This is a genomic window from Micromonospora sp. NPDC007271 (assembly GCF_040634005.1).
Lineage (GTDB): Bacteria > Actinomycetota > Actinomycetes > Mycobacteriales > Micromonosporaceae > Micromonospora.
In genome coordinates this window covers 1-21,236 of the sequence record NZ_JBEYER010000045.1, presented here as the reverse complement: position 1 = coordinate 21,236, position 21,236 = coordinate 1, and the positions used below count along the sequence as shown (strand labels likewise).

The window sequence follows — 21,236 nt, the reverse complement described above, 5'->3', positions numbered from 1 at the left end:
GGCCGGGCCCGATGAGCCTCACGGTACTGATGAACGCGGGTCCCTGGTTGTCCGTGCCGCCACCCGGCTACGGCGGGATCGAGAACGTGATCGCCACCCTGGTGCCGGAGCTGCGCCGACTCGGCGTGCGGGTGGTGCTCGCCTCGGTGGAGACCAGCACCCTGCCGGTCGACGAGAAGATCTCGGTCTTCCCCGACGGGCAGTTCCACGCCCTGCAACGGCCGTACAACCAGGTCTGCGGGGTGTCCCAGGCACACCTCAACGGGGTGGTGCGGGCGCTGCACACCCGGGACGACATCGACCTGGTGCACGACCACGTGGAGGCGGTCGGGCTGGCCACCATGGCGGCGATGGGGCCCGACGGCCCGCCGGTGCTGCACACCCTGCACTGGGACCTGGCCAAGCATCCGGAGCTCTACGGCAACCTCGACGGCGGCGACCGGGTACGGGTCAACGGGGTCTCCGCGGCGCAGCTGGCCCGGGCGCCCCGCGCGCTGCGGGAACACTCGGTCGGGCACGTACACCTGTCCACGCCGCTGGCGGTCGACGCCGACCGCCGGCCCCCGGTGGAGAAGGGCGACCACGTGGTCGTGCTGGGCCGGGTCAACCCGGGCAAGGGGCAGGACCTGGGTGCCCGGCTGGCGCGGCAGGTCGGCTTCCCGCTGGTGCTCGCCGGCCCGGTCGGGCCGTACCACCGGCCGGAGGACCTCGCCGCGGCGGGCGACGAGGCCCGACAGAACCCGGACGTGCGGTTCTTCCACGACCAGGTGGCCCCGTACGTCGACGGCGACCTGGTCCGCTGGGTCGGCACGGTCGCCGGCCGGGAGCGGGACGAGCTGCTGGCCCGGGCGCGGGCCGCCCTCTTCCCGCTGCGCTGGGAGGAGCCGGGCGGCACCGCGGTGGTCGAGGCGCTCTCCCTCGGCACCCCGGTGGTGGCCGTCGGCCGCGGCTGCCTGCCGGAGCTGATCGAGCACGGCCGCACCGGTCTGCTCACCGGCGACGAGGAGGAGCTGGGCGAGCTGGTGCTGGCGGCCGGCCTGCTCGACCCGGCCGAGTGCCGCCGCGAGGCGGCCAGCCGGTTCACCCCGGCCGTGATGGCCGAGAAGTACGTCAGCCGGTACGAACAGGTCCGCCGGCTCGCCGGGCGTCCGCTCCTACCGGCCTGAGCCGGTAGGTGACGGTCGCCGGCACCCGACGTGGCCGTGGCTGCTCCGCTGCCGTCGCCGCCCGGCGGTGATCCGCGCGGTCGGGCCGGCTGCGTTTGCCGCCGGTGACACGGGGTAAGCCGCCCGACCCTGGGGGGTCCGCTGAGGAGGTCGGCCATGACGAACGCGATGGCGCACTCGCGCGGGCGGCGCAACCCGGCCGAGGGGCGTGCCCCGGCGCGCCAGGCCTCCGCGACCGTCGGGGTGGCCTTCCTGCTCGTCGGGGTGCTCGGCTTCATCCCCGGGATCACCAGCAACTTCCACGAGCTCTACTGGGCCGGGCACGGATCGGGCGCCGAGCTGTTCGGGGTGTTCCAGGTCTCGGTGCTGCACAACTTCGTGCACCTGTTCTTCGGCGTCGCCGGTCTGGCGATGTCCCGAACGGTTTCCAGTGCCCGCACCTTCCTGGTCGGCGGCGGGGCGATCTACGTCGTGCTCTGGCTCTACGGACTGGTGATCAACCGCGGCACCGACGCGAACTTCATCCCGGTCAATCTCGCCGACAACTGGCTGCACTTCGGCCTCGGCATCGGGATGATCGCGCTCGGGCTGTTCACCGTCCGTAACGGGAACCGCCGCTGACCAGCGTCGGGTGGGCGGATCGGTCCCGGTTTCGCCCGTCCTGGTGGCGGGTAGTTCGCAGGCTTCCGACGTGACGGAGGCGAGGGCCTGATGTCGACCCGGATCAGCTGTGAGGTCCGCGAGGAGCCGTGGGTCACCGCGGTACGGCTCGCCGGCGAGCTCGACCTGGTCACGATGCGGTCGGTGCACACCGTGCTGGAGCGCTGCCTGGCCACCCAGCCGGACGCGCTCGTGGTCGACCTGGAGCGGCTCGCCGTGGCGGACCGGCTGGCACTGTCCGTCTTCGCGGCCGCCGCTCGGCGGGCGGCCGACTGGCCCGCCGTGCCGGTGGTGCTCTGCGCCCCGCCACCGGCCGCCGCCGCCTGGCTCGCGGAGACGACGGCCTGCCGGGTGGTTCCGGTCCGCCCCGACCGGGCCGAGGCGACCGCGCTGGCGGGTGCGGCGGCGGCGCCTCGGCTGCGGGCCCGGCTGGAGCCAGTCGCCGGTGCCTGCCGGCGGGCTCGGGAGCTGGTGGCCGACGCGTGCGGCCGGTGGAACATCCCCGAGTTGGTCGGCCCGGCCTCGCTGGTGCTCACCGAACTGGTCGGCAACGTGGTCCGGCACGCGGGAACCCCGATGCAGGTGACGCTGACCCTGCGCCGGCCGTACCTGCGGGTGGCCGTGATGGACGGCTGCCCGGCCGACGCGTGCGCGGTGACGAGCCGTGACCCGCGGGCCGAGGGCGGGCGCGGGCTGATGCTGGTCCGCGAGCTGACCCAGCGTTGGGGAAGCGCGCCGGCCGGCGCCGGCAAGGTCATCTGGGCGATGCTACCGGCGAACTGACCGAATTTTCCGCTCTCGCCTGGTTTTATGGGTAGAGGGCCGGGTAGGCCTGCCCGTCCCTTTCTGTCGTCCACGACGGGGTGAGAGCTATGCCCAAGCGGGTAGTCACGGAACCGCCACGGGACCGGGGGCCCGCCATCCTCGCGCCCGCCCACTTCGGCGGCTATCCCGGCCCGGTCCGGGAGGCGATCAAGGGCAACTCGCTGATCAAGCTGCTCGGCACGACCGACGCCAAGGTGATCGGCCTGCTCTACCTCGGCACCTCGTTCATCTTCTTCCTGATCGGCGGGGTGCTCGCGCTGCTGATGCGGGCCGAGCTGGCCGAGCCGGGGATGCAGTTCCTCTCCCCCGAGCAGTACAACCAGTCGTTCACCATGCACGGCACGATCATGCTGCTGCTCTTCGCCACCCCGATGGTGTTCGGCTTCGGCAACTACATCGTGCCGCTGCAGATCGGCGCGCCGGACGTGTCGTTCCCCCGGCTGAACTCCTTCGCGTACTGGCTGTATCTCTTCGGCGGATCGCTGGTGGTCGGTGGCTTCATCGCCCCGGGCGGCGCCGCCGACTTCGGCTGGTTCGCCTACACGCCGCTGAGCAACTGGCAGCACAGCCCGGGGGTCGGCGGAAACCTGTGGTTCGTCGGCCTGGTCATCTCGGGTCTCGGCACGATCCTCGGCGCGGTCAACATGATCACCACGATCGTGACCCTGCGCGCCCCCGGCATGACCATGTTCCGGATGCCGATCTTCACCTGGAACCTGCTGCTCACCAGCGTTTTGGTGATCCTGGTCTTCCCGCTGCTGGCCGCCGCGCTGCTCGCCCTCGGCGCGGACCGGCTCCTGCACGCGCACGTCTTCGACCCGACCACCGGCGGGCCGATGCTGTGGCAGCACCTGTTCTGGTTCTTCGGGCACCCCGAGGTCTACATCGTGGCGCTGCCGTTCTTCGGCATCATCACCGAGATCATCCCGGTCTTCTCCCGCAAGCCGATCTTCGGCTACACCGGTCTGGTGCTCGCCACCATCGCGATCACCGTGCTGTCGATGAGTGTCTGGGCACACCACATGTTCGGCACCGGGCAGGTGCTGCTGCCGTTCTTCAGCGTCCTCAGCTTCCTCATCGCGGTGCCGACCGGGGTCAAGTTCTTCAACTGGATCGGCACCATGTGGAAGGGGCAGATCACCTTCGAGACGCCGATGCTCTTCGCCGTCGGCTTCCTGGTCACCTTCCTCTTCGGCGGTCTGACCGGGGTGCTGCTGGCCAGCCCACCGGCGGACTTCCACGTGACCGACACCTACTTCGTGGTGGCGCACTTCCACTACGTGCTCTTCGGCACGATCGTGTTCGCCGCCTTCGGCGGGATCTACTTCTGGTTCCCGAAGATGACCGGGCGACTGCTCGACGAACGGTTGGGCAAGATGCACTTCTGGACGATGTTCCTGGGCTTTCACGGGACGTTCCTGGTGCAGCACTGGCTCGGCAACGAGGGCATGCCCCGCCGGTACGCCGACTACCTGCCCAGCGACGGCTTCACCGTGTTGAACCAGGTCTCCACGATCGGCTCGTTCGTCCTGGGCGCGTCCACGCTGTTCTTCATCTACAACGTCTGGAAGTCCTGGCGGTACGGGGCGAGGGTCACCGTGGACGATCCCTGGGGCTTCGGCAACTCGCTGGAGTGGGCCACCACCTGCCCGCCGCCGCTGCGCAACTTCGACCGGATGCCGCGGATCCGCTCCGAGCGGCCGGCCTTCGACGCCAAGTACGGTCCTCTCGTCGCCGACCTCGGTCGCGACCTGCCGCAACGCACCACCAAACCGCCGCAGCACTTCATCGAGGAACTGCACCACGTGCCGCAGGTTCCGGAGTCGCCGGCCGCCGAGGGCGCGCACGGCGCCCGCGAGGCCGTCGAGTACCACCCCGCGCCGCAGTCTGGCGCCCGGCCGGTCGACGTTCCGGAGCCGGAGGAGATCCGCCGGCCCAGCTTCGAGGAGACCGACGAGCCGGAGGAGACCATCCTGGGCGCGCAGCGGGCACCGCAGGAGAACGACCGGTGGCGACACCCGCGCGGCCACGGGGACACCCCGGAGCAGTGACGGGAGGAACACCGCGAGCACGGGCCGGCGGCCCGTGCTCGCGTACGGGCCGGGACGGCGGACGAATGGTCAGTCGGCCGCCGGCAGGCCGGCCGCGGCGAGTGAACGGCGGACGGCCGGCTGCACCCGGGTCAGCCGCAGCGGCACACCGGTGCGGGCGGCGGCGTCCCGGCCGGCCATCAGCGCGGCGATCCCGCCGGCGTCGAAGCCGCCCGCGCCGACCAGGTCGACCACCACCTCTCGGGGCTGCCCGGTCACCGCCTCCAGCATCGCCCGGCGGAGCTGGTCCGCGCCGTCCCGGTCGACCTCCCCGCCGACCTCGACGACCACCCGGTCGCCGTTCTGCTTGACCGAGATCCTCGCCTTCGTCGGCTCGGTCTCGGCCGCGCCGTTCTGCCAGGGCGGCGGGGCGTCGGCGAGCATCGCCTGCCGCAGCCAGGTCAACGCCCGGGACAGCAGGCGGGAGACGTGCATCTGGGAGATGCCGAACCGGGCGGCGATCTCCGCCTGGGTCTGGTTGCCGTAGAAGCGCATGGCCAGGATCCGCCGCTCCCGCCAGGGCAACCGGTGCAGCAGGCCGCTGACGGTGACCCGGTCGTCGACCGACTCCAGAGCGCTGTCCGACTCGCCGACCAGGTCACCGAACTCGGCGGAGCTCTCCCCGCCGACCGGCGCGTTCAGCGAGGCCGGGCTGTAGCCGGCGGCCGACTCCAGCGCGGCGAGGATCTCCTCCTCCGGCGTCTCCAGCCGCTCGGACAGTTCGGCGACCGTGGGCGCCCGGGACAGCTCGCTGGTCAGCGCCGCGGTCGCCTGCCCCACCTCCAGGATCAGGTCGCGCAGCCGACGCGGCACGTGCACGCCCCAGGTGCGGTCCCGGAAGTGCCGCTTGATCTCCCCGACGATGGTGATCGCCGCGTACGCGGTGAAGGAGCCCCGTTCCGGGTCGTACCGGTCGACGGCGTTGACCAGGCCGAGGCGGGCCACCTGCTCCAGGTCCTCCAGCGGCTCGCCGCGGCCCCGGTAACGGCGGGCCAGCCGCCCGGCGAAGGGCAGCGCGAAGCGGACGAGGTCGTCCCGTGCCTCCTGCCGCCGCTCGGGCGGAAGCCCTTCGATCCGTGCCGCGTACGCCAGAGCCGCCGCGTCGAGGTCCTCCAGACCCCGTTCGGTCGGTGGTGGTGTGGGTGTGGTGGTCTGTCCGAACATCCGCGCCTCCCTCAGGAAGGTCCCCCGCCCGGATCGGGAAACCGGTCGTGCGCGTGGTCTGGCCACGCACCGGGCCGGAAGTGGGTTACGTGACGGAACGCCAGGAGCGGCGGCAGCCCGCCGCACGGCGTCGTGGGCCGTCTTCGCAGCCAGCGGTGTTCCCGCTCCGTAGGTACTCAATCACGGACCGCAGGATCGTGAGGATGTTTCGGCGGGTTCGGTCAGGAGACCAGTAGCCCCTGGTGGGCGCCCGCGTCCCGGAGCGCCGCGAGGGCCTCGGCCATCCGCAGCGGCGGCGGGACCGGCAGGTCGTACGGCTGGTTGCGCAACACCTCCGTGGCCCGCCGGGTCGGCACCGAGGCGACCGGGTACCCGCGGGCGGCCCCCCGGTCCAGGGCCCGGCGGCGTAGCCCGAAGCCGGCCACGGCGAGCCACTGCGGCAGGCCCGCGAGCGCCGGCGACCGGACGCCGGGCGGCTCCGGCAGCACGTCCACCGAGCTGAACGGCTCGCTGCCGGCGAGCCACCACTCCACCCCCTCCACCCGACGCCGGGTCGCGTTCTCGCACCAGTACGGCACCAGGCCGGCCCGGATCACCTGCCACGGGTCCAGCAGCCGACCGCACTCCACCACCAGGCGGTCACCGGTCTTGCCGGCCCGACGCAGCCAACGCCGGTATACGTCGGCGGTGGCGGCGCTCAACGCGTCGGGCTGCGGGACGAGGACCCGGTGCAGGGGATGCCCGTGCCGGCCGGCCCAGTACCGGGCACTGTGTTCGAAACCGGGCTCCACCCCGTTCTCGGCGTACGCCGCCGGGCACGAGACGTCCGGCGCCTCCCAGCGCGCCCCGTCGCCGCCGACCGAGCGGAGCACCTGGCGCAGCGCGGGCCCGTCGGGGTGGAAGTCGACCGGATCGAGCCCGCTGGCCGGGGAGCCGACCTGGAAGCTGTGCCCCCGCCCCTCGTCCAGCACCGGCCAGGTGCGAGCGTCGTGCAGCAGCAGCACCGGCGCGCCGGGGGCCAGCTGTTCGGCCACGAACCGGGCGTACGCCCCGGGCAGGGCGCGCCACCGCACCGCGAGGGCCGCGGTCGCGCCGGCCGACGCGCCCCGGCTGGCCGGACAGTGCACCTGGCGGACGTGCACGTTCCGGTTGCCGGCGAGCAGCCGGCCGGCGACGGCGGCACCGTGGTCGAGCGCGGCCCGGGGCCGGTCCACGGCGCCGCGGGTCCAGTGCACCGCCAGTTCGAACGCGGCGGGCAGCCACGGCACGCCCAGCGCCACCGCCAGGTGGGCCGCCGCGCCGTGCGGCGAACCGAGCAGCACCCCCGGCCACTGGCGGGCCGGGTACTGGTCGACGATCCAGGCCGCCACCCGCTCGGCGTCCACCTCGGTGACCTGTTCCGGGGTCAGGGCGAGCCGGCCGGCGGCGCGGGCGGCGGCGGCCCGCCGCACCGGCTCGGGCGCACCGGTGAACCGGGCGAGCGGGGTGGCGTGGCCGAGGTCGGCGCAGTCGTCGCCGCGCAGCGCCCGGACCGTCGCCGCCACCAGGACCCGGGCCGGGCTGCCCGCTGCCACGACCCGGTCCCCGCCCAGGCCGGCACGGTCCGTCGGCAGCCCCACGGGCACCTTGCGTATCGGCCCCACCTTGCCTCGTTCGCTCACCACGCGGCCCGCCTTCCCGTCCCTATCGGGTCTAAACGGGCATCCCCCCACGGGCCGCCCCAATCCTCGGGTGTCCGGCGGCAGGGTCCGAGCCACGCACCGCACCCAGGTACGTCGAGGCCGCCGTGGGCCACCGGGCGGGGCCGGAACCGGAGTGCGGGACGGGTTCGGGTCGTACCGGGACGGCCCGCCGCCGGGCGGAGAGCCGGCCCCGACGGACCCGGGGGCCGGCGGCCGGACCCGGGGCATGCCGGGCGGGCGGCGGGTGATCTCCCGCCGCCCGCTGCGGTCTCCGCTGCCCGCTGTCGAGCTGATGCCACTGGCGGATCGCCGGTCACGGGCCACCATCCCCGGCCGGGGAACGACCTGGCTACCCCCGGTCCTCCGCCTCCACCACCGTCCGGGTGGCCAGCATCCGCTCCCGCACGCGGCGCGCGGCGTCCCCGTCGGCGACGAGCCAGCGCAGGTCGGCCAGGGCCGGCTCGGGCGGCTCCAGCGACACCGCCGGGTCGACCACGGCCTCCAGCACGCTGGGCCGGTCCGCGGCGAGGACCTCGTCCCAGGCGGGGCCGACCAGCTCGGGGCGGTCCACCCGGACGCCGTGCAGACCGAGCAGCCGGGCCCACCCGGCGTACGGCACGTCGGGCCGGCGGTCGCCCAGGTCGCCGGTGGCCCGCCGGCCGCCGCCCGTGCCGGACTGGTCCCGGTTGTTGAGCACCAGCACCACCAGCCGGGGATCCCGCCACCGCCGCCAGTGGTGGGCCACCGTGATCAGCTCGGCCAGGCCGTTGAGCTGCATCGCCCCGTCGCCGAGCAGCGCCACCACCGGCTCGTCCGGACGGGCCAGCTTGGCGGCCACCGCGTACGGCAGCGCGCAGCCCATCGAACCGAGCGTGCCGCACAGCTGGGCCCGGACGCCCGGCGGCAACGCCAGGTGCCGGGCGTACCAGTAGATGACCGAACCGACGTCGACGGCGACAGCTCCCCGGTGCGGCAACCGGGCGGAGAGCTCCTGGAGCACGAGCTGGGGGTTGACCGGCTCGGCCGGCGCGGCGGCCCGGGCGGCGACGACCTCCCGCCACCGGTCCACCGACCCCTCCACGACGCCCCGCCACCGCTGGTTGGGCCGGTCCGGCAGCCGGTCCAGCAGCGCCCGCAGCGTCTCGGCGGCGTCGCCGACCAGCGGGACGTCGACCGGGTACCGGGTGCCGATCCGCCGGCCGTCGATGTCGACCTGGACGGTGCGCACCTGGCCGGGCAGCGGAAACCAGTCGGTCCACGGGTCGTTCGTGCCGACCAGCAGCAACGTGTCGCAACCCCCCATCAGCTCCGCGGCCGCGGCGGTGCCGACCTCGCCGAGCACGCCGGTGTGAAAGGGCAGCCGCTCGTCCAGCACCGGCTTGCCGAGCAGCGAGGCGGCCACGCCGGCACCCAGCCGGTCGGCCAGGGTGACGAGCTCGCCGGCCGCGCCGTGCGCGCCCTGGCCGACCAGGATCGCCACTCGCTGGCCGGCGCTGAGCAGCGAGGCGGCCGCGTCCAGGTCGGCGTCGTGGGGCAGCACCCGGGCCAGCGGCTCGCCCGGGCTGGCCGACATCACGCCGGCGCTCTGCGGTTGCCGGTCCGGCACGGTGGCCACCTGCAGGGCGTACGGCAGGACCACGCAGGTCGGGCTCCGGGTCGCGGCCGCGGTGCGGAGCGCCTGGTCCAGCAGGGCCGACACCTGTCCGGGCAGCCGACCGTACCGTAGGAACTGGTTGCAGGCGTCGCCGAAGAGCCGGCTCAGCCCGATCTCCTCGTGCGCCCCGCCGAGCGGCCCGGTGACGTCCTCGCCGACGATCGCCACCACCGGCTTGCTGTCCAGCTTGGCGTCGTACAGGCCGTTGAGCAGGTGCAGCGCGCTCGGACCCTGGGTGGCCAGGCAGACCCCGATCTGGCCGGTGAACTTGGCGTGGCCGGTGGCCATGAACGCGGCGGTCTCCTCGTGGCGGGCCGGGATGAACTCCGGGTCCCCGCCGGCGGCGTCCAGCGCGGCCACCAGGGGGGCGATCGCCGGCCCCGGGCAGCCGAACACCCGGGGTACGTGCCAGGCGCGCAGCCGTTCGACGACCACGTCCGCGACGGCATGGTCAGCCATTGCCCCGCCCGGGGGTGCTCGCGTCCACGTACCGCAGCACCGCGCCGACCCCGTCGGTGAGTTCCGGTGCCTCCTCGGGCGCGAGCACGGTGAGTTCGGCGTCGGTGCCGACCAGCGCGCGCAGCAGCGCGGCGTCGGCGCGGACCCGTTGCGGGTCGGTCACCGACATCGCCTCCAGCTGCCGCGGGTCGGTGGCGATCTCGGTCGGCTCGGGGCCGATCCAGAGCTCGCCGTCCGCGGACGGGTCGTCCACGATCAGCATGGTGTCCACCTGGTTGCGTTGCAGGGCGGCGACGACCGCGTCCAGGCCCGCCCCGACGTTCTCCTGCATGCCGAACCGGTCCAGCGCGGCGGCTATCCGCCGGTCGGCGACCTCGGCGACGGTCTGCACCATGAGGTCGTCCATCGCGGTCGGGTCGGCGCCGCCGGTACGGGCGCCGGCGTCGGTACGCACCAGCACGTCCTGCCAGCGTTCCGGCAACTGGGCGGCGATCATGCCGGTGGCCCGGATGTCCCCCGCCGCCACCACGACGTCGGCGCCGACCTTCTCGGCCAGCTCGGCGGTGGCCGCGGCGGCGTCGCCGGCGTTGTGGTGCCAGGCCTCCATCGCGGCGCGCTGGTAGCGGGACTGCGACCAGCCGCCCGGCTTCACCCGGCGCAGCTGCCAGCTCTCCCGGCCCTTCACCCGGGCCCGCCGGGGCACCCCGCCGGCGCTGACCGCGACGGCGTCCGCGCCGCTGCGGTCGGCCAGCACCCGGACCCAGGCGACCTGCTCGCCCCGCTGGGCGACCAGCGGCATGGTGTGCGGCACCAGGGACCAGGTCGCCAGATCCCGCAGCGGCGGTGCGGACAGGTACTCGGTGAGCACCACCCGGCCCCGGGTGGCGAAGACGGCCAGACCGTAGTCGCCGGGCATCGGGTCGTGCCGGCGGACGACCTCCTCGACCGCGTCGATGGTCACCCGGTCGGCGCCCTGCTCCAGCAGGTGCCCCTTCAGGGACCGCCAGCGGAGGTCGACCGCGGGACGGGAGTCGTGGGTGTCCCGGGAGGCGTCCAGGTACACCGAGCACCACGGCCCGGGACGGTCGTAGAGCGGGCGCAGGAAGGACAGCTGCATGCTCGACCCCTTTCCAGCTCGGCCGCACGCATACCCGCGCCACCGGGGATGTCACCTGAGCCGGCCGCGGCGTGACCGCTATTCATTCACGACCTTCAACGCCGAGGGCGGATACGATCCGTGAACGCACAAGAACTCCCGGTGGTGAGCATGGATGCCGACCTCCCCCTCCGGCGTGTCGTCCACCTGACCGAACGGATCGTCACCGGCCGGCTGGTCCGGCTACTCGAGGGCTACCCGCGCGAGGTGCGCGTGGGGCAGCCGGTGCTGGTGGGGGTGCTGACCGCCGCCGGCGTGGTACGGCTGCTGGCGCGGCTGGTGCGGGCCCTGCGCGGCAGCGCCGGCCGGGGCGGCCGGGGCGGCCGGCGCAGCTTCAAGGAGCTGAAGAAGGGGCCTGAGTTCCTGGTCACCCCGGTACGCCTGCGGGACGTCGCGGGCGGGCTGCTGGAGGTGGAGCTGCACGGCCACCTGCCGCAGAGCGCGCTGCACCCCGGCGACCATCTGCAACTCACCCTGCGCCCCCAGCACGACGCCGACCTGCCACCGCGGATCGAACGAGTCGTCAACCTGACCACCGGTCAGCTGCTGACCCCGCGTACCGCCACGGTCTGGTCCCACCTGGGCCCGCCGCTGCTGCTCCAGGCGGCGCTCGGCATGCTTCTGGTGCTGGGCGTCGCGGCCTGCGCGACCCTCACCTGAGGTTTCCGCCGCGCGCTCGGTCAGCCCACCGGGGTGAGCGGGCGCTCAACCGGTGCCGGTTCGCCGAGCAGGCCGCGCCGGCGGGCCCACCGCTCGAACAGCACGGTGGCGAAGGGCGGCACCGCGCAGGCCAGGGCGACCGCGGTGCGCCAGAGCGACCAGCGGCGCTGCCGGGCCACCACGAGGACGAGCAGGCCGTACACCACGAAGAGAGCACCGTGGACCGGCCCGAACACCTGCACCCCGAGTTCGTTGCGCGGCGGGCCGTACTTGACCGCCATGCCGGCCAGCAGGCCCGCCCAGGAGAACGCCTCGGCGATCGCCGCCGCCACGAACAGCCTGGTCGTCTTCTCGCGCATCCGTACTCCCCCACGATCGGTGCGGCCATGCTATCCAGCCAACCCGGGCGGACCGGGCGGTCAACGGGCCCGACGCGACGGGGATCACCAGGTCCGCGGGTGGGTAGTAAAGCGTCCTTCAGGTCTTCCCCGCCCCGCCGTGGCGTGCGAGGTTAGGGGGACCAACGGTGACAAGGTGGTGACCATGGGCGAGGACGTCAGCGTACGCACCTTCAGCCGCGAGGACCGGGCCCGCTACCGGGAGAAGGTCCGGCGCTGCCTCGACGTCTTCGCCGAGATGCTGCGCGAGTCCCGCTTCGACGTGGAACGGCCGATGACCGGGCTGGAGATCGAGCTCAACCTGGTCGACGACGACTCGCGGCCGGCGATGCGCAACACGGAGGTCCTGAAGGCGGTCGCCGACCCCAGCTTCCAGACCGAACTGGGCCAGTTCAACGTGGAGATCAACGTGACGCCGCGCCGGCTCACCGGCACCGGCACCGCCCAGTTCGAGGAGCACGTACGGGCCAGCCTCAACGCCGCCGAGGAGAAGGCCCGCGAGGTCGGCACCCACATGGTGATGATCGGCATCCTGCCGACCCTGCGCCCGGAGCACCTGACCGCCGCCGCCCTCTCGGCGAACCCGCGCTACGAGCTGCTCAACGAGCAGATCTTCGCCGCCCGCGGCGAGGACCTGCGGATCTCGATCAGCGGAGTGGAGCGGCTCGTCGTCACCGCGGACACGATCACCCCCGAGGCCGCCTGCACCAGCACCCAGTTCCACCTGCAGGTCAGCCCGGCCCAGTTCGCCGACTACTGGAACGCCGCCCAGGCCATCGCCGGCATCCAGGTCGCGCTCGGCGCGAACTCGCCGCTCTTCTTCGGGCGGGAGCTGTGGCGGGAGACCCGGGTGCCGCTGTTCCAGCAGGCCACCGACACCCGCGCCGAGGAGATCAAGGCCCAGGGGGTACGCCCGCGGGTCTGGTTCGGCGAACGCTGGATCACCACCGTCTTCGACCTGTTCGAGGAGAACGTCCGCTACTTCCCGGCGCTGCTGCCGATCTGCGACCCGGAGGACCCGGGCGAGGCCCTGGCCAGCGGCGGCGTACCCAAGCTCGCCGAGCTGCGCCTGCACAACGGCACCGTCTACCGCTGGAACCGCCCGGTGTACGACGTGTTCAAGGGGCGCCCGCACCTGCGGGTGGAGAACCGAGTGCTGCCCGCCGGGCCGACCGTGCTGGACACCATCGCCAACGGGGCGTTCTACTTCGGTCTGGTCCGCGCGCTGGCCGAGTCCGACCGGCCGCTGTGGTCGCAGATGTCGTTCAGCGCCGCCGAGGAGAACTTCACCGCCTGTGCCCGGTACGGCATCGAGGCCCAGGTGTTCTGGCCCGGCCTGGGCTACCTGCCGGTGACCGAGCTGGTGCTGCGCCGGCTGCTGCCGCTGGCCCACCACGGGCTGGACCGGTGGGGGCTCGACCCGGACGAGCGCGACCGGCTGCTCGGCATCGTCGAGCAGCGCTGCCTGACCGGCCGCAACGGCGCGACCTGGCAGGTGGAGACGCTGCACCGGCTGGAGTCGGCGGACCACCTGGACCGGCCGGAGGCGTTGCGCGAGGTGGTCCGCCACTACGTGGACCTGATGCACAGCAACCGCCCCGTCCACGAGTGGCCGATCCCCTGAGGGCGGCCGGCCACCAGCCCCGACTCTCGTACGGTGAGTCACCACGCTGTGTCACATCCCCCACCGTCCCCGGGACGGGGTCGCAGTGACTTTGCTCTGCAGCCATACCCGCAACAGCCACGCACGGTTCACTGTTGCGCATATGGCTGCAGAGCAAAGGGTGGGTGAAGGAGGGTGGCGCGCTGGCCTTGATTCAGGGCTCTCCGCTGGTCACGCGCTTGGGCGGCAACAGTCCCCGTACTTCGGGCACCCCAGCGCTGTCACGGAGGGTGAGATAAGCACCTCCAGAGGTGAGATTCACAGCGAGTCACGACCCCACCCTCAAATGGCTTCGGGCGGGTGCGCGGGGCCCATCGGTCGTCAGCGGAGCGCCGCGAGGGCCAGCTCCGCCGCCCGGGCGATGAGGCCGTCGTCGCTCTTCGCGTCCCGCTCGGCGCGACCGGAGAGCACGGCCAGCACGATCGGCGCGCGGTCGGGCGGCCACACCACGGCGATGTCGTTACGGGTGCCGTACCCACCCGACCCGGTCTTGTCGCCCACCACCCAGCCGGCCGGAGCACCGGCCCGGATGAGCGTCGCGCCGGTCGTGTTGCGCTTCAACCAGTCCACCAGCACGGCGCGGTCCTCGGCGGACAGCGCGTCGTCCACCGCGTAGGCCCGCAGGTCGCCGGCCAGCGCCCGCGGGGTGCTGGTGTCCCGCACGTCGCCCGGGACGGCCGCGTTGAGCTCGGGTTCCGTCCGCGCCGGCTCGGTCACCCGGTCGCCGAGGCCGCGCAGCACCCGCTGGAACCCCGCCGGACCGCCGAGCCGCGCCAGCAGCAGGTTCGCGGCGGTGTTGTCGCTGTAGCGCACCGCCGCCTCGGCCACCGCGCGCAGGGTCATGCCGGTGCCGACGTGCCGCTCCGTGACCGGCGAGTACGTCAGCAGGTCGGTCTTCGAGTAGCGGACGATCCGGTCGAGCTCGGCCGTGGACGTCGCGCCCAGGACCGCCGCGGCGGCCAGGGCCTTGAACGTCGAGCAGTACGCGAACCGCTCGTCGGCGCGGTACGCCACGGTACGCCCGGATCCGGTGTCGACGGCGTACACCCCGAGCCGGGCGTCGAACTCGGCCTCCAGCCGGTCGAAGCCGGCCACCGGAACGGCGGAGGCGGACGTCGCGGTGGCCGAAGGGGCCGGCGCCGACCCTGCGGCGCCACCGGGCGCCGGGGGCGGCGCCGGGCGTGCATCCGGCGACGGGAGCGAGGGCGAGCACGATGGCCGCCGCGAGGCCGGGACGGGATGCCATCCTTGTCGGTCCTTCCTTCGGGTCGACCGGCCGGGGCCCGGCGATGCCCCGCCGGGCCAGAACAAGATCGAGCAGGGGCTACAGCGCGACGATCGCGGCGGACTCCGCCGGCAGCTCGATGCCGTCGCGCATCACGGTGACCCCCTCCCCGGTGGCCAGCAGCACGTTGCGGACCACTCCGGGCAGGTTGATCCGCTGTGGCTTGCCGGCGAGGTTCGCCACCACCAGGCACTCGCCCCGGCGCAGCACCAGGAACTGGTCGCCGTGCCGCACGTCGACCCGGTTCAGCCGAGGGTCGGACAGCTCGGGCCGGCGCTTGCGCAGGGCGATCAGCCGCCGGTAGAAGTCGTACATCGCGCGGTGCTCGGGCTTGTCCAGCTCGGCCCAGTCCAGCCGGGACCGGAGGAACGTCTGCCGGTCCTGCGGGTCGGGCACCTCGCCCGCCGGCCACCCGTGCCCGGCGAGCTCCTGGTGGCGGCCGGCCGCCACCGCCGCGGCCAGCTCCGGCTCCGGGTGGCTGGTGAAGTACTGCCACGGCGTCCCGGCCGCCCACTCCTCCCCCATGAACAGCATCGGGGTGAACGGCGCGGTCATCAGCAGGGTGGCGCCGACGCGCAGCAGCCCGGCGGAGAGGGTCTGGGAGATCCGGTCACCGGCGGCCCGGTTGCCGACCTGGTCGTGGTTCTGCAGGTACGCCACGAACCGGTGTCCCGCCGTGCGCTGCCGGTCCACCGGCCGGCCGTGCTGCCGCTTGCGGAAGCCGGACCAGGTGCCGGTGTGGAAGAACCCGCCGGTCAGCACGTCGGTCAGGCACTCCAGCGAGCCGAAGTCGCCGTAGTAGCCCTGCCGTTCGCCGGTGAGCAGGGTGTGCAGGGCGTGGTGGGCGTCGTCGTTCCACTGGGCGTGCAGGCCGTACCCGCCGGCCTCCCGCGGGGCGATGATCTTCGGGTCGTTGAGGTCGGACTCGGCGATCAGCGACAGCGGCCGGCCCAGGTGCGTGGAGAGCGCCTCGACCTCGATCGCCACCTCCTCGAGAAGGTGGAGGGCCCGGGAGTCCGGCATGGCGTGCACGGCGTCCAGCCGCAGCCCGTCGACGTGGTAGTCGCGCAGCCACATCAGCATGCTGTCGACGATGTAGCGGCGTACCCCGTCGGAGTGCGGGCCGTCCAGGTTGATGCCGCGGCCCCCGGGGTTGGTCCGCTCGGCCAGGTACGGCGCGAACGCCGGCGCGTAGGCCCCGGAGGGCCCGAAATGGTGGTAGACGACATCGAGGATCACCCCCAACCCCCTGCCGTGCGCGGCGTCGACCAGCCGCTTGAGCCCGTCCGGCCCACCGTACGGCTGGTGCGGGGCGTACCAGCAGACGCCGTCGTAGCCCCAGTTGTGCTCGCCGTTGAAGGCGTTGACCGGCAGCAGCTCGATCAGGTCGACGCCGAGGTCGACCAGATGGTCGAGGCGGTCGATCACGGCGTCGAAGGTGCCCTCCGGGGTGAACGTGCCGACGTGCAGCTCGTAGAGGATGCTGCCGGGCAGCTGCCGACCGGTCCAGCCCTGGTCGGTCCAGCGGAACGCCGCGTGGTCGTAGCGGCGGCTCGGCCCGTGCACGCCCGCCGGCTGCCAGGCCGACCGCGGGTCGGGCAGCGCCCGCTCGTCGTCGTCCAGCAGGAACGCGTAGTCGGTGCCCGGTCCGGCGCCGGGCACCTCGACCCGCCACCAGCCGCCCGGCCCGGGGCGCATGTCGTGGTCGGCGACGCCGGGCAGGCGCAGCCGGACCCGGGCGGCTTCGGGCGCCCACACCGTGAACTCGGTCATGCGGCGGCCTCCACGGGATCGGTGGGAGGGAGGAGGGCGACGGGACGGTGCTCAACAGATCATGAAGGAGCAGCTCAGACCCACTGTAGACCCGACCGGTGAACATGTCCGTAACACGATGAACGGATATCGACGAAAGCGGTCAGGCCGCCCTCTGCAGGACCAGCAGCGAGCGGTCGGGTACGCGGACGCTCCCGCCCGCCTCGACCACCAGGGCCTGCTCCGGATCCGGCTCCGCGGTGCTGATCGCCAGTGCCCACCGCGGCCCGAACTCGGCCCCGGGCAGAGTGAAGTCCAGCGGCGCGTCGTGCGCGTTGAACAGCAGCAGGAACGAATCGTCCCGGTGGCGCTGGCCGTACGGGCCGCGTTCCGGGATGCCGTCGCCGTTGACGAAGAGGGCCACCGATCGGCCGAAGTCGTCGCCCCAGTCCTCGCCGGTCATCTCCCGGCCCTCGGGGGTGTACCAGGCCAGGTCGGGCAGGGCGGAGCCGGTCGCCCGGCCACCCACCGGCAGCCCGGTGAAGAACCGGCGGCGGCGGAACACCCGGTGCCGGTTGCGGAACTCGGTGAGCCGCCGGACGAAGTCGAGCAGCTCCTGGTCGGCCCGCTCCCAGTCGACCCAGGCCAGCTCGCTGTCCTGGCAGTACGCGTTGTTGTTGCCGCGCTGGGTGCGGCCCAGCTCGTCGCCGTGCCCGATCATCGGCACCCCCTGGGAGAGCATCAGGGTGGCCAGGAAGTTGCGCCGCTGCCGGGCGCGCAGGGCGAGCACGGCCGGATCGTCGGTCTCCCCCTCGACGCCGCAGTTCCAGGACCGGTTGTGGCTCTCGCCGTCCCGGTTCTCCTCGCCGTTGGCCTCGTTGTGCTTGTCGTCGTAGGAGACCAGGTCGTGCAGGGTGAACCCGTCGTGGCAGGTGACGAAGTTGATGCTGTGGAACGGCCGGCGGCCGTCGTCCTGGTAGAGATCGGCGGAGCCGGAGATCCGGGAGGCGAACTCGGCCAGGGTGGCCGGCTCGCCGCGCCAGAAGTCCCGCACGGTGTCCCGGTACCTGCCGTTCCACTCGGTCCACTGCGGCGGGAAGTTGCCCACCTGGTAGCCGCCGGGGCCCACGTCCCACGGCTCGGCGATCAGCTTCACCCGGCTGACCACCGGGTCCTGCTGCACCACCTCGAAGAAGGTGGAGAGGCGGTCGACCTCGTAGAACTCGCGGGCGAGGGTGGCGGCGAGGTCGAAGCGGAAGCCGTCGACGTGCATCTCGGTGACCCAGTAGCGCAGCGAGTCCATGATCAGCTGGAGCGAGTGCGGGCTGCGCACGTTGAGGCTGTTGCCGGTGCCGGTGTAGTCGACGAACTCCCGCCGGTCCGCCTCGCCCAACCGGTAGTAGCTGGCACAGTCGACGCCCTTGAAACTGAGCGTCGGGCCGAGGTGGTTGCCCTCGGCGGTGTGGTTGTAGACCACGTCGAGGATCACCTCGATGCCGGCCGCGTGCAGCGCCCTGACCATGCCGCGGAACTCCTGCACCTGCTGGCCGAGCCGGCCCAGCGCGGAGTAGCCGTGGTGCGGGGCGAAGAAGCCGATGGTGTTGTAGCCCCAGTAGTTGCGCAGGCCCAGGTCGACCAACCGGTGGTCGTGCACGAACTCGTGCACCGGCATCAGCTCGACCGCGGTCACCCCGAGCCGCCGGAAGTAGTCGATCATGACGGGTGAGCCGAGCGCCCCGTACGTGCCGCGCAGCTCCTCGGGGATGTCGGGGTGGTGCATGGTCAGCCCGCGCACGTGCGCCTCGTAGATCACCGAGTGGTGGTACGGGGTGCGCGGCGGCCGGTCGTTGCCCCAGTCGAAGTACGGGTTCACCACCACCGACTTCGGCATGAACGGTGCCGAGTCGATCTCCGACATCCGGTCCGGGTCGCCGCCCGGCTCGTGGTCGTAGACGGCCGGGCCCCAGGTGACCTCGCCGTCGATCGCCTTCGCGTACGGGTCGAGCAGCAGCTTGTGCGGGTTGGCACGCAGCCCGTCGGCCGGGTCCCACGGCCCGTGCGTTCGGTAGCCGTACCGCTGCCCCGGCCCGATCCCGGGCAGGTACGCGTGCCAGACGTACGCGTCGACCTCGCGCAGCTCGACCCGGCGCTCGACGCCGGTGTCCCCCTCGTCGAACAGGCAGAGCTCGATCTTCTCCGCCACCTCGGAGAAGATCGCGAAGTTGGTGCCCAGTCCGTCGTAGGTGGCGCCGAGGGGGTAGCTCTCGCCCGGCCAGACCTGCATGTCGCTCCTTACGCCGCGCCAACCCACCCGTTCGGACGGTAGCCGACAACCGCCCAGCTGGGATCGGGACGAACGTCGGGTGTCGTCCGTCACGATCGCCCGTTTTGGGATGCGGGTTCGTGGTGGATGGCCTTTCCTGGATGTCGGACGCGTGCGCCCGCCCGCCTCCTCCCGGCCACTCGGCCACCCTCACCGCACCTTCCTCGCCGTCAGCGTCGCCGGCGCGTCCCAGCACGCATGGACGGAGATTGATGTGACGATCCTGCGGGTCGGCGAGCAGCCCGCCACCGCGACGGACCGGACCCAGCGCCCCACCCTCACCTCCCGCCCCACCATCCCCCAGCAGCCCGGCACGCCGGCCCGACCGCGACGCATCCTGATGCTGTCGTGGGAGTACCCGCCGGTGCTCGTCGGTGGCCTCGGCCGCCACGTGCACGCCCTCTCCGTCGCCCTGGCCGCCGCCGGCCACGAGGTCACTGTCGTCACCCGGCACGCGGACGGCGCTCCGCTGGAGGAGTACGCCGACGGGGTACGGATCGTCCGCGCCGCCGAGGACCCGGTCACCTTCCCCCTCGCCACGGACTCCCTGCTGGCCTGGACGATGGCGTTCAACCACACCCTCACCCGGGCCGCGCTGCGCGCCGCCGAGGCCGGCGGGTACGACGTGATCCACGCCCACGACTGGCTGGTCGCGCACACCGCGATGACCCTGCGCGAGCACCTGGACGTGCCGCTGGTCAGCACCATCCACGCCACCGAGGCCGGCCGGCACCAGGGCTGGCTGCCCGAGGAGATGAACCGGACCATCCACGGCGTGGAGCACTGGCTGGCCACCGAGTCCGGCCGGGTGATCGTCTGCTCGGGATACATGCGCGACGAGGTGACCGCGCTGTTCGGCGTGCCGACCGCGCGGGTCGACGTGGTGCCCAACGGGGTCGAGCCGCACCGCTGGCGGGTGCCGGCGGCGGCAGTGGCGTCCGCCCGGGCCCGCTTCGCCGGCGACGGCCCGCTGGTCACCTTCGCCGGCCGGCTGGTCTACGAGAAGGGGGTGCAGCACCTGCTCGCCGGGCTGCCGGCGCTGCGCGAGCGGCACCCCGGGCTGCGCGCGGTGATCGTCGGCGACGGCCCGTACCGGGGCGCCCTGGAGGCGGAGGTGCACCGGCTCGGCCTGGCCGGCACGGTGGCCATGCCCGGCTTCCTCGGCGGCACCGACCTGCCCGCGGTGATGGCCGCGGCGGACTGCTTCGCCGTGCCGAGCATCTACGAGCCGTTCGGCATGGTGGCCCTGGAAGGCGCCGCCGCCGGCGCTCCCCTCGCCGTGTCGCGGACCGGCGGGCTCGCCGAGATCGTCGAGCCGGGCGTCACCGGGATGACCTTCGCCCCGCAGGACCCGGACGGGCTGACCGAGGCGGTGCACGCGCTGCTGTCGGACCGGGAGCGGGCCCGCGCCCTCGCCCGGCGTGCCCGGGCCATGGTGCACGACCAGTACGCCTGGTCGGCGATCGCGTCCCGCACCGCCGCCGCGTACGCGGCCGCCATCGCCCGGGACGCCGCGTTCACGGCCGAGCGGGCCGAGCGGCGGATGACCCTCGGCCGGGCGCTCCCGCCGCTGTCGGAGGGCAACCTGCTGGCCGCCGCCGGCCTGCGCTGAGCACCCCGACCGGGCGGCCTCGTGCGGGTCGCCCGCCCGGGCGCCCGCCGCGCCGACGAACAGGCCCGCCCGTTACACCGTAATCCCGGAACGGGGGTCCGTCCGTTGCGCGGCGGCGTGCGGGTGACCGAACGGTCGAGGCACGTCATGTTGCGGTCACGATCTTGAGTCCAGGCTGGTGGCAGCGGTGCCCATCGGCCAGACTCGCGTGGACCTGTCAACGACGACGGCCGAGGAGACGTACGTGCGCGTGCTTCTGGTGGAGGACGATCTGCGAGTCGCGTCCGCGCTGGGCGCCGCGCTGCGCCGCCGGGGCCACACGGTCGTCACGGCGGCGACCGCGGCGGAGGCGCTCGCGGCCGGTCAGGTCGACCTCGTGCTGCTCGACCTCAACCTGCCCGACCGCGACGGCCTGCAGTTGTGCCGGCAGATGCGCCGCCGCAACGAGGACGTCGGGATCATCGCGGTGACCGCCCGGTCCGAGGAACGGGACCGGGTGGCCGGGCTGCGCGCGGGCGCCGACGACTACGTCGTGAAGCCGTTCTCCATGGCGGAGCTGCAGGCCCGGATAGAGGCGGTGATGCGCCGGACCGCCCGCGCGCCCCGGGTCGAGGCGACCCTGGAGGTCGGCAACCTGCGGGTCGACCTCAACGCCCGGCGGGTCTGGCTCTCCGGCCGCGAGGTGAG

General features: G+C 73.3%; 15 protein-coding genes and 1 pseudogene. 8 read left to right on the top strand and 8 right to left on the bottom strand.

All coding sequences use genetic code 11. The features are described from left to right. Nucleotides 1-11 precede the first annotated feature (11 nt). From ABZ570_RS17680 to ctaD, 4 genes are all read left to right on the top strand, one after another. Nucleotides 12-1,166, top strand: coding sequence for a glycosyltransferase (locus ABZ570_RS17680; RefSeq protein WP_358064084.1), 1,155 nt, complete (start codon nucleotides 12-14; stop codon nucleotides 1,164-1,166). Nucleotides 1,167-1,322: 156 nt separating this feature from the next. Beyond that, a complete protein-coding gene (locus ABZ570_RS17675) occupies nucleotides 1,323-1,787 on the top strand; it encodes a DUF4383 domain-containing protein (protein ID WP_358064081.1) in 465 nt (154 codons plus the stop codon). Between the two features lie 90 nt (nucleotides 1,788-1,877). Then, nucleotides 1,878-2,609, top strand: coding sequence for an ATP-binding protein (locus tag ABZ570_RS17670; RefSeq protein ID WP_358064078.1), 732 nt, complete (start codon nucleotides 1,878-1,880; stop codon nucleotides 2,607-2,609). Nucleotides 2,610-2,698: 89 nt separating this feature from the next. Continuing rightward, nucleotides 2,699-4,702 carry a cytochrome c oxidase subunit I gene (ctaD, locus tag ABZ570_RS17665; RefSeq protein WP_358064075.1) on the top strand — a complete coding sequence of 668 codons (2,004 nt, stop codon included), beginning with the start codon at nucleotides 2,699-2,701 and terminating at the stop codon, nucleotides 4,700-4,702. 69 nt (nucleotides 4,703-4,771) lie between these two features. Here ctaD and ABZ570_RS17660 read toward each other — a convergent pair whose 3' ends face one another. The 4 genes from ABZ570_RS17660 to ABZ570_RS17645 form a co-directional block, all read right to left on the bottom strand. Next, nucleotides 4,772-5,905 carry a SigB/SigF/SigG family RNA polymerase sigma factor gene (locus ABZ570_RS17660; protein ID WP_358064072.1) on the bottom strand — a complete coding sequence of 378 codons (1,134 nt, stop codon included), beginning with the start codon at nucleotides 5,903-5,905 and terminating at the stop codon, nucleotides 4,772-4,774. Nucleotides 5,906-6,126: 221 nt separating this feature from the next. Next, nucleotides 6,127-7,518, bottom strand: coding sequence for a hypothetical protein (locus ABZ570_RS17655; RefSeq protein ID WP_358064195.1), 1,392 nt, complete (start codon nucleotides 7,516-7,518; stop codon nucleotides 6,127-6,129). 418 nt (nucleotides 7,519-7,936) lie between these two features. After that, nucleotides 7,937-9,700, bottom strand: a complete 1,764-nt coding sequence (locus tag ABZ570_RS17650; protein WP_358064069.1) for a thiamine pyrophosphate-binding protein — start codon at nucleotides 9,698-9,700, stop codon at nucleotides 7,937-7,939. Further along, complete coding sequence (locus ABZ570_RS17645; protein WP_358064066.1) at nucleotides 9,693-10,817, bottom strand: Vms1/Ankzf1 family peptidyl-tRNA hydrolase; 1,125 nt, start codon at nucleotides 10,815-10,817, stop codon at nucleotides 9,693-9,695. Before ABZ570_RS17645 ends, ABZ570_RS17650 begins: the two co-directional genes overlap by 8 nt. A 141-nt stretch (nucleotides 10,818-10,958) precedes the next feature. On the opposite strand from ABZ570_RS17645, the gene ABZ570_RS17640 reads away from it, so the two are divergent. Beyond that, a complete protein-coding gene (locus ABZ570_RS17640) occupies nucleotides 10,959-11,516 on the top strand; it encodes a hypothetical protein (RefSeq protein WP_358064065.1) in 558 nt (185 codons plus the stop codon). 20 nt (nucleotides 11,517-11,536) lie between these two features. On the opposite strand, the gene ABZ570_RS17635 is transcribed toward ABZ570_RS17640, so the two are convergent. Further along, nucleotides 11,537-11,875, bottom strand: coding sequence for a DUF3817 domain-containing protein (locus tag ABZ570_RS17635; protein ID WP_358064062.1), 339 nt, complete (start codon nucleotides 11,873-11,875; stop codon nucleotides 11,537-11,539). A 184-nt stretch (nucleotides 11,876-12,059) separates the two neighbouring features. On the opposite strand from ABZ570_RS17635, the gene ABZ570_RS17630 reads away from it, so the two are divergent. After that, a complete protein-coding gene (locus ABZ570_RS17630; protein WP_358064059.1) occupies nucleotides 12,060-13,538 on the top strand; it encodes a glutamate--cysteine ligase in 1,479 nt (492 codons plus the stop codon). 360 nt (nucleotides 13,539-13,898) lie between these two features. On the opposite strand, the pseudogene bla reads toward ABZ570_RS17630, so the two are convergent. The 3 genes and pseudogenes from bla to glgX all read right to left on the bottom strand — a co-directional run bounded on the left by bla (nucleotide 13,899) and on the right by glgX (nucleotide 18,898). Beyond that, nucleotides 13,899-14,823 (bottom strand): annotated as a pseudogene (gene bla, locus ABZ570_RS17625) (class A beta-lactamase). Nucleotides 14,824-14,901: 78 nt separating this feature from the next. Continuing rightward, complete coding sequence (treZ, locus tag ABZ570_RS17620; RefSeq protein WP_358064057.1) at nucleotides 14,902-16,635, bottom strand: malto-oligosyltrehalose trehalohydrolase; 1,734 nt, start codon at nucleotides 16,633-16,635, stop codon at nucleotides 14,902-14,904. A gap of 142 nt (nucleotides 16,636-16,777) precedes the next feature. Next, nucleotides 16,778-18,898: a glycogen debranching protein GlgX gene (gene glgX / locus ABZ570_RS17615; protein WP_358064054.1), complete on the bottom strand. Its 2,121-nt coding sequence runs from the start codon at nucleotides 18,896-18,898 to the stop codon at nucleotides 16,778-16,780. A gap of 253 nt (nucleotides 18,899-19,151) precedes the next feature. On the opposite strand from glgX, the gene ABZ570_RS17610 reads away from it, so the two are divergent. Together ABZ570_RS17610 and ABZ570_RS17605 are read left to right on the top strand one after the other, a co-directional pair. Then, the gene (locus ABZ570_RS17610) at nucleotides 19,152-20,549 is read left to right on the top strand and encodes a glycosyltransferase family 4 protein (protein ID WP_358064051.1); all 1,398 of its coding nucleotides are present in this window, start codon (nucleotides 19,152-19,154) and stop codon (nucleotides 20,547-20,549) included. A gap of 244 nt (nucleotides 20,550-20,793) precedes the next feature. Then, the coding region (locus tag ABZ570_RS17605; RefSeq protein WP_358064048.1) for a response regulator transcription factor at nucleotides 20,794-21,236 on the top strand (443 nt) is incomplete at its 3' end.

Bases quoted from the DNA above. Each gene is read 5' to 3' on its own strand.
- ABZ570_RS17680 (WP_358064084.1), top strand. From the start codon at position 12: ATGAGCCTCACGGTACTGATGAACGCGGGTCCCTGGTTGTCCGTGCCG.
- ABZ570_RS17675 (WP_358064081.1), top strand. From the start codon at position 1,323: ATGACGAACGCGATGGCGCACTCGCGCGGGCGGCGCAACCCGGCCGAG.
- ABZ570_RS17670 (WP_358064078.1), top strand. From the start codon at position 1,878: ATGTCGACCCGGATCAGCTGTGAGGTCCGCGAGGAGCCGTGGGTCACC.
- ctaD (WP_358064075.1), top strand. From the start codon at position 2,699: ATGCCCAAGCGGGTAGTCACGGAACCGCCACGGGACCGGGGGCCCGCC.
- ABZ570_RS17660 (WP_358064072.1), bottom strand. From the start codon at position 5,905: ATGTTCGGACAGACCACCACACCCACACCACCACCGACCGAACGGGGT.
- ABZ570_RS17650 (WP_358064069.1), bottom strand. From the start codon at position 9,700: ATGGCTGACCATGCCGTCGCGGACGTGGTCGTCGAACGGCTGCGCGCC.
- ABZ570_RS17645 (WP_358064066.1), bottom strand. From the start codon at position 10,817: ATGCAGCTGTCCTTCCTGCGCCCGCTCTACGACCGTCCCGGGCCGTGG.
- ABZ570_RS17635 (WP_358064062.1), bottom strand. From the start codon at position 11,875: ATGCGCGAGAAGACGACCAGGCTGTTCGTGGCGGCGGCGATCGCCGAG.
- ABZ570_RS17630 (WP_358064059.1), top strand. From the start codon at position 12,060: ATGGGCGAGGACGTCAGCGTACGCACCTTCAGCCGCGAGGACCGGGCC.
- treZ (WP_358064057.1), bottom strand. From the start codon at position 16,635: ATGACCGAGTTCACGGTGTGGGCGCCCGAAGCCGCCCGGGTCCGGCTG.
- glgX (WP_358064054.1), bottom strand. From the start codon at position 18,898: ATGCAGGTCTGGCCGGGCGAGAGCTACCCCCTCGGCGCCACCTACGAC.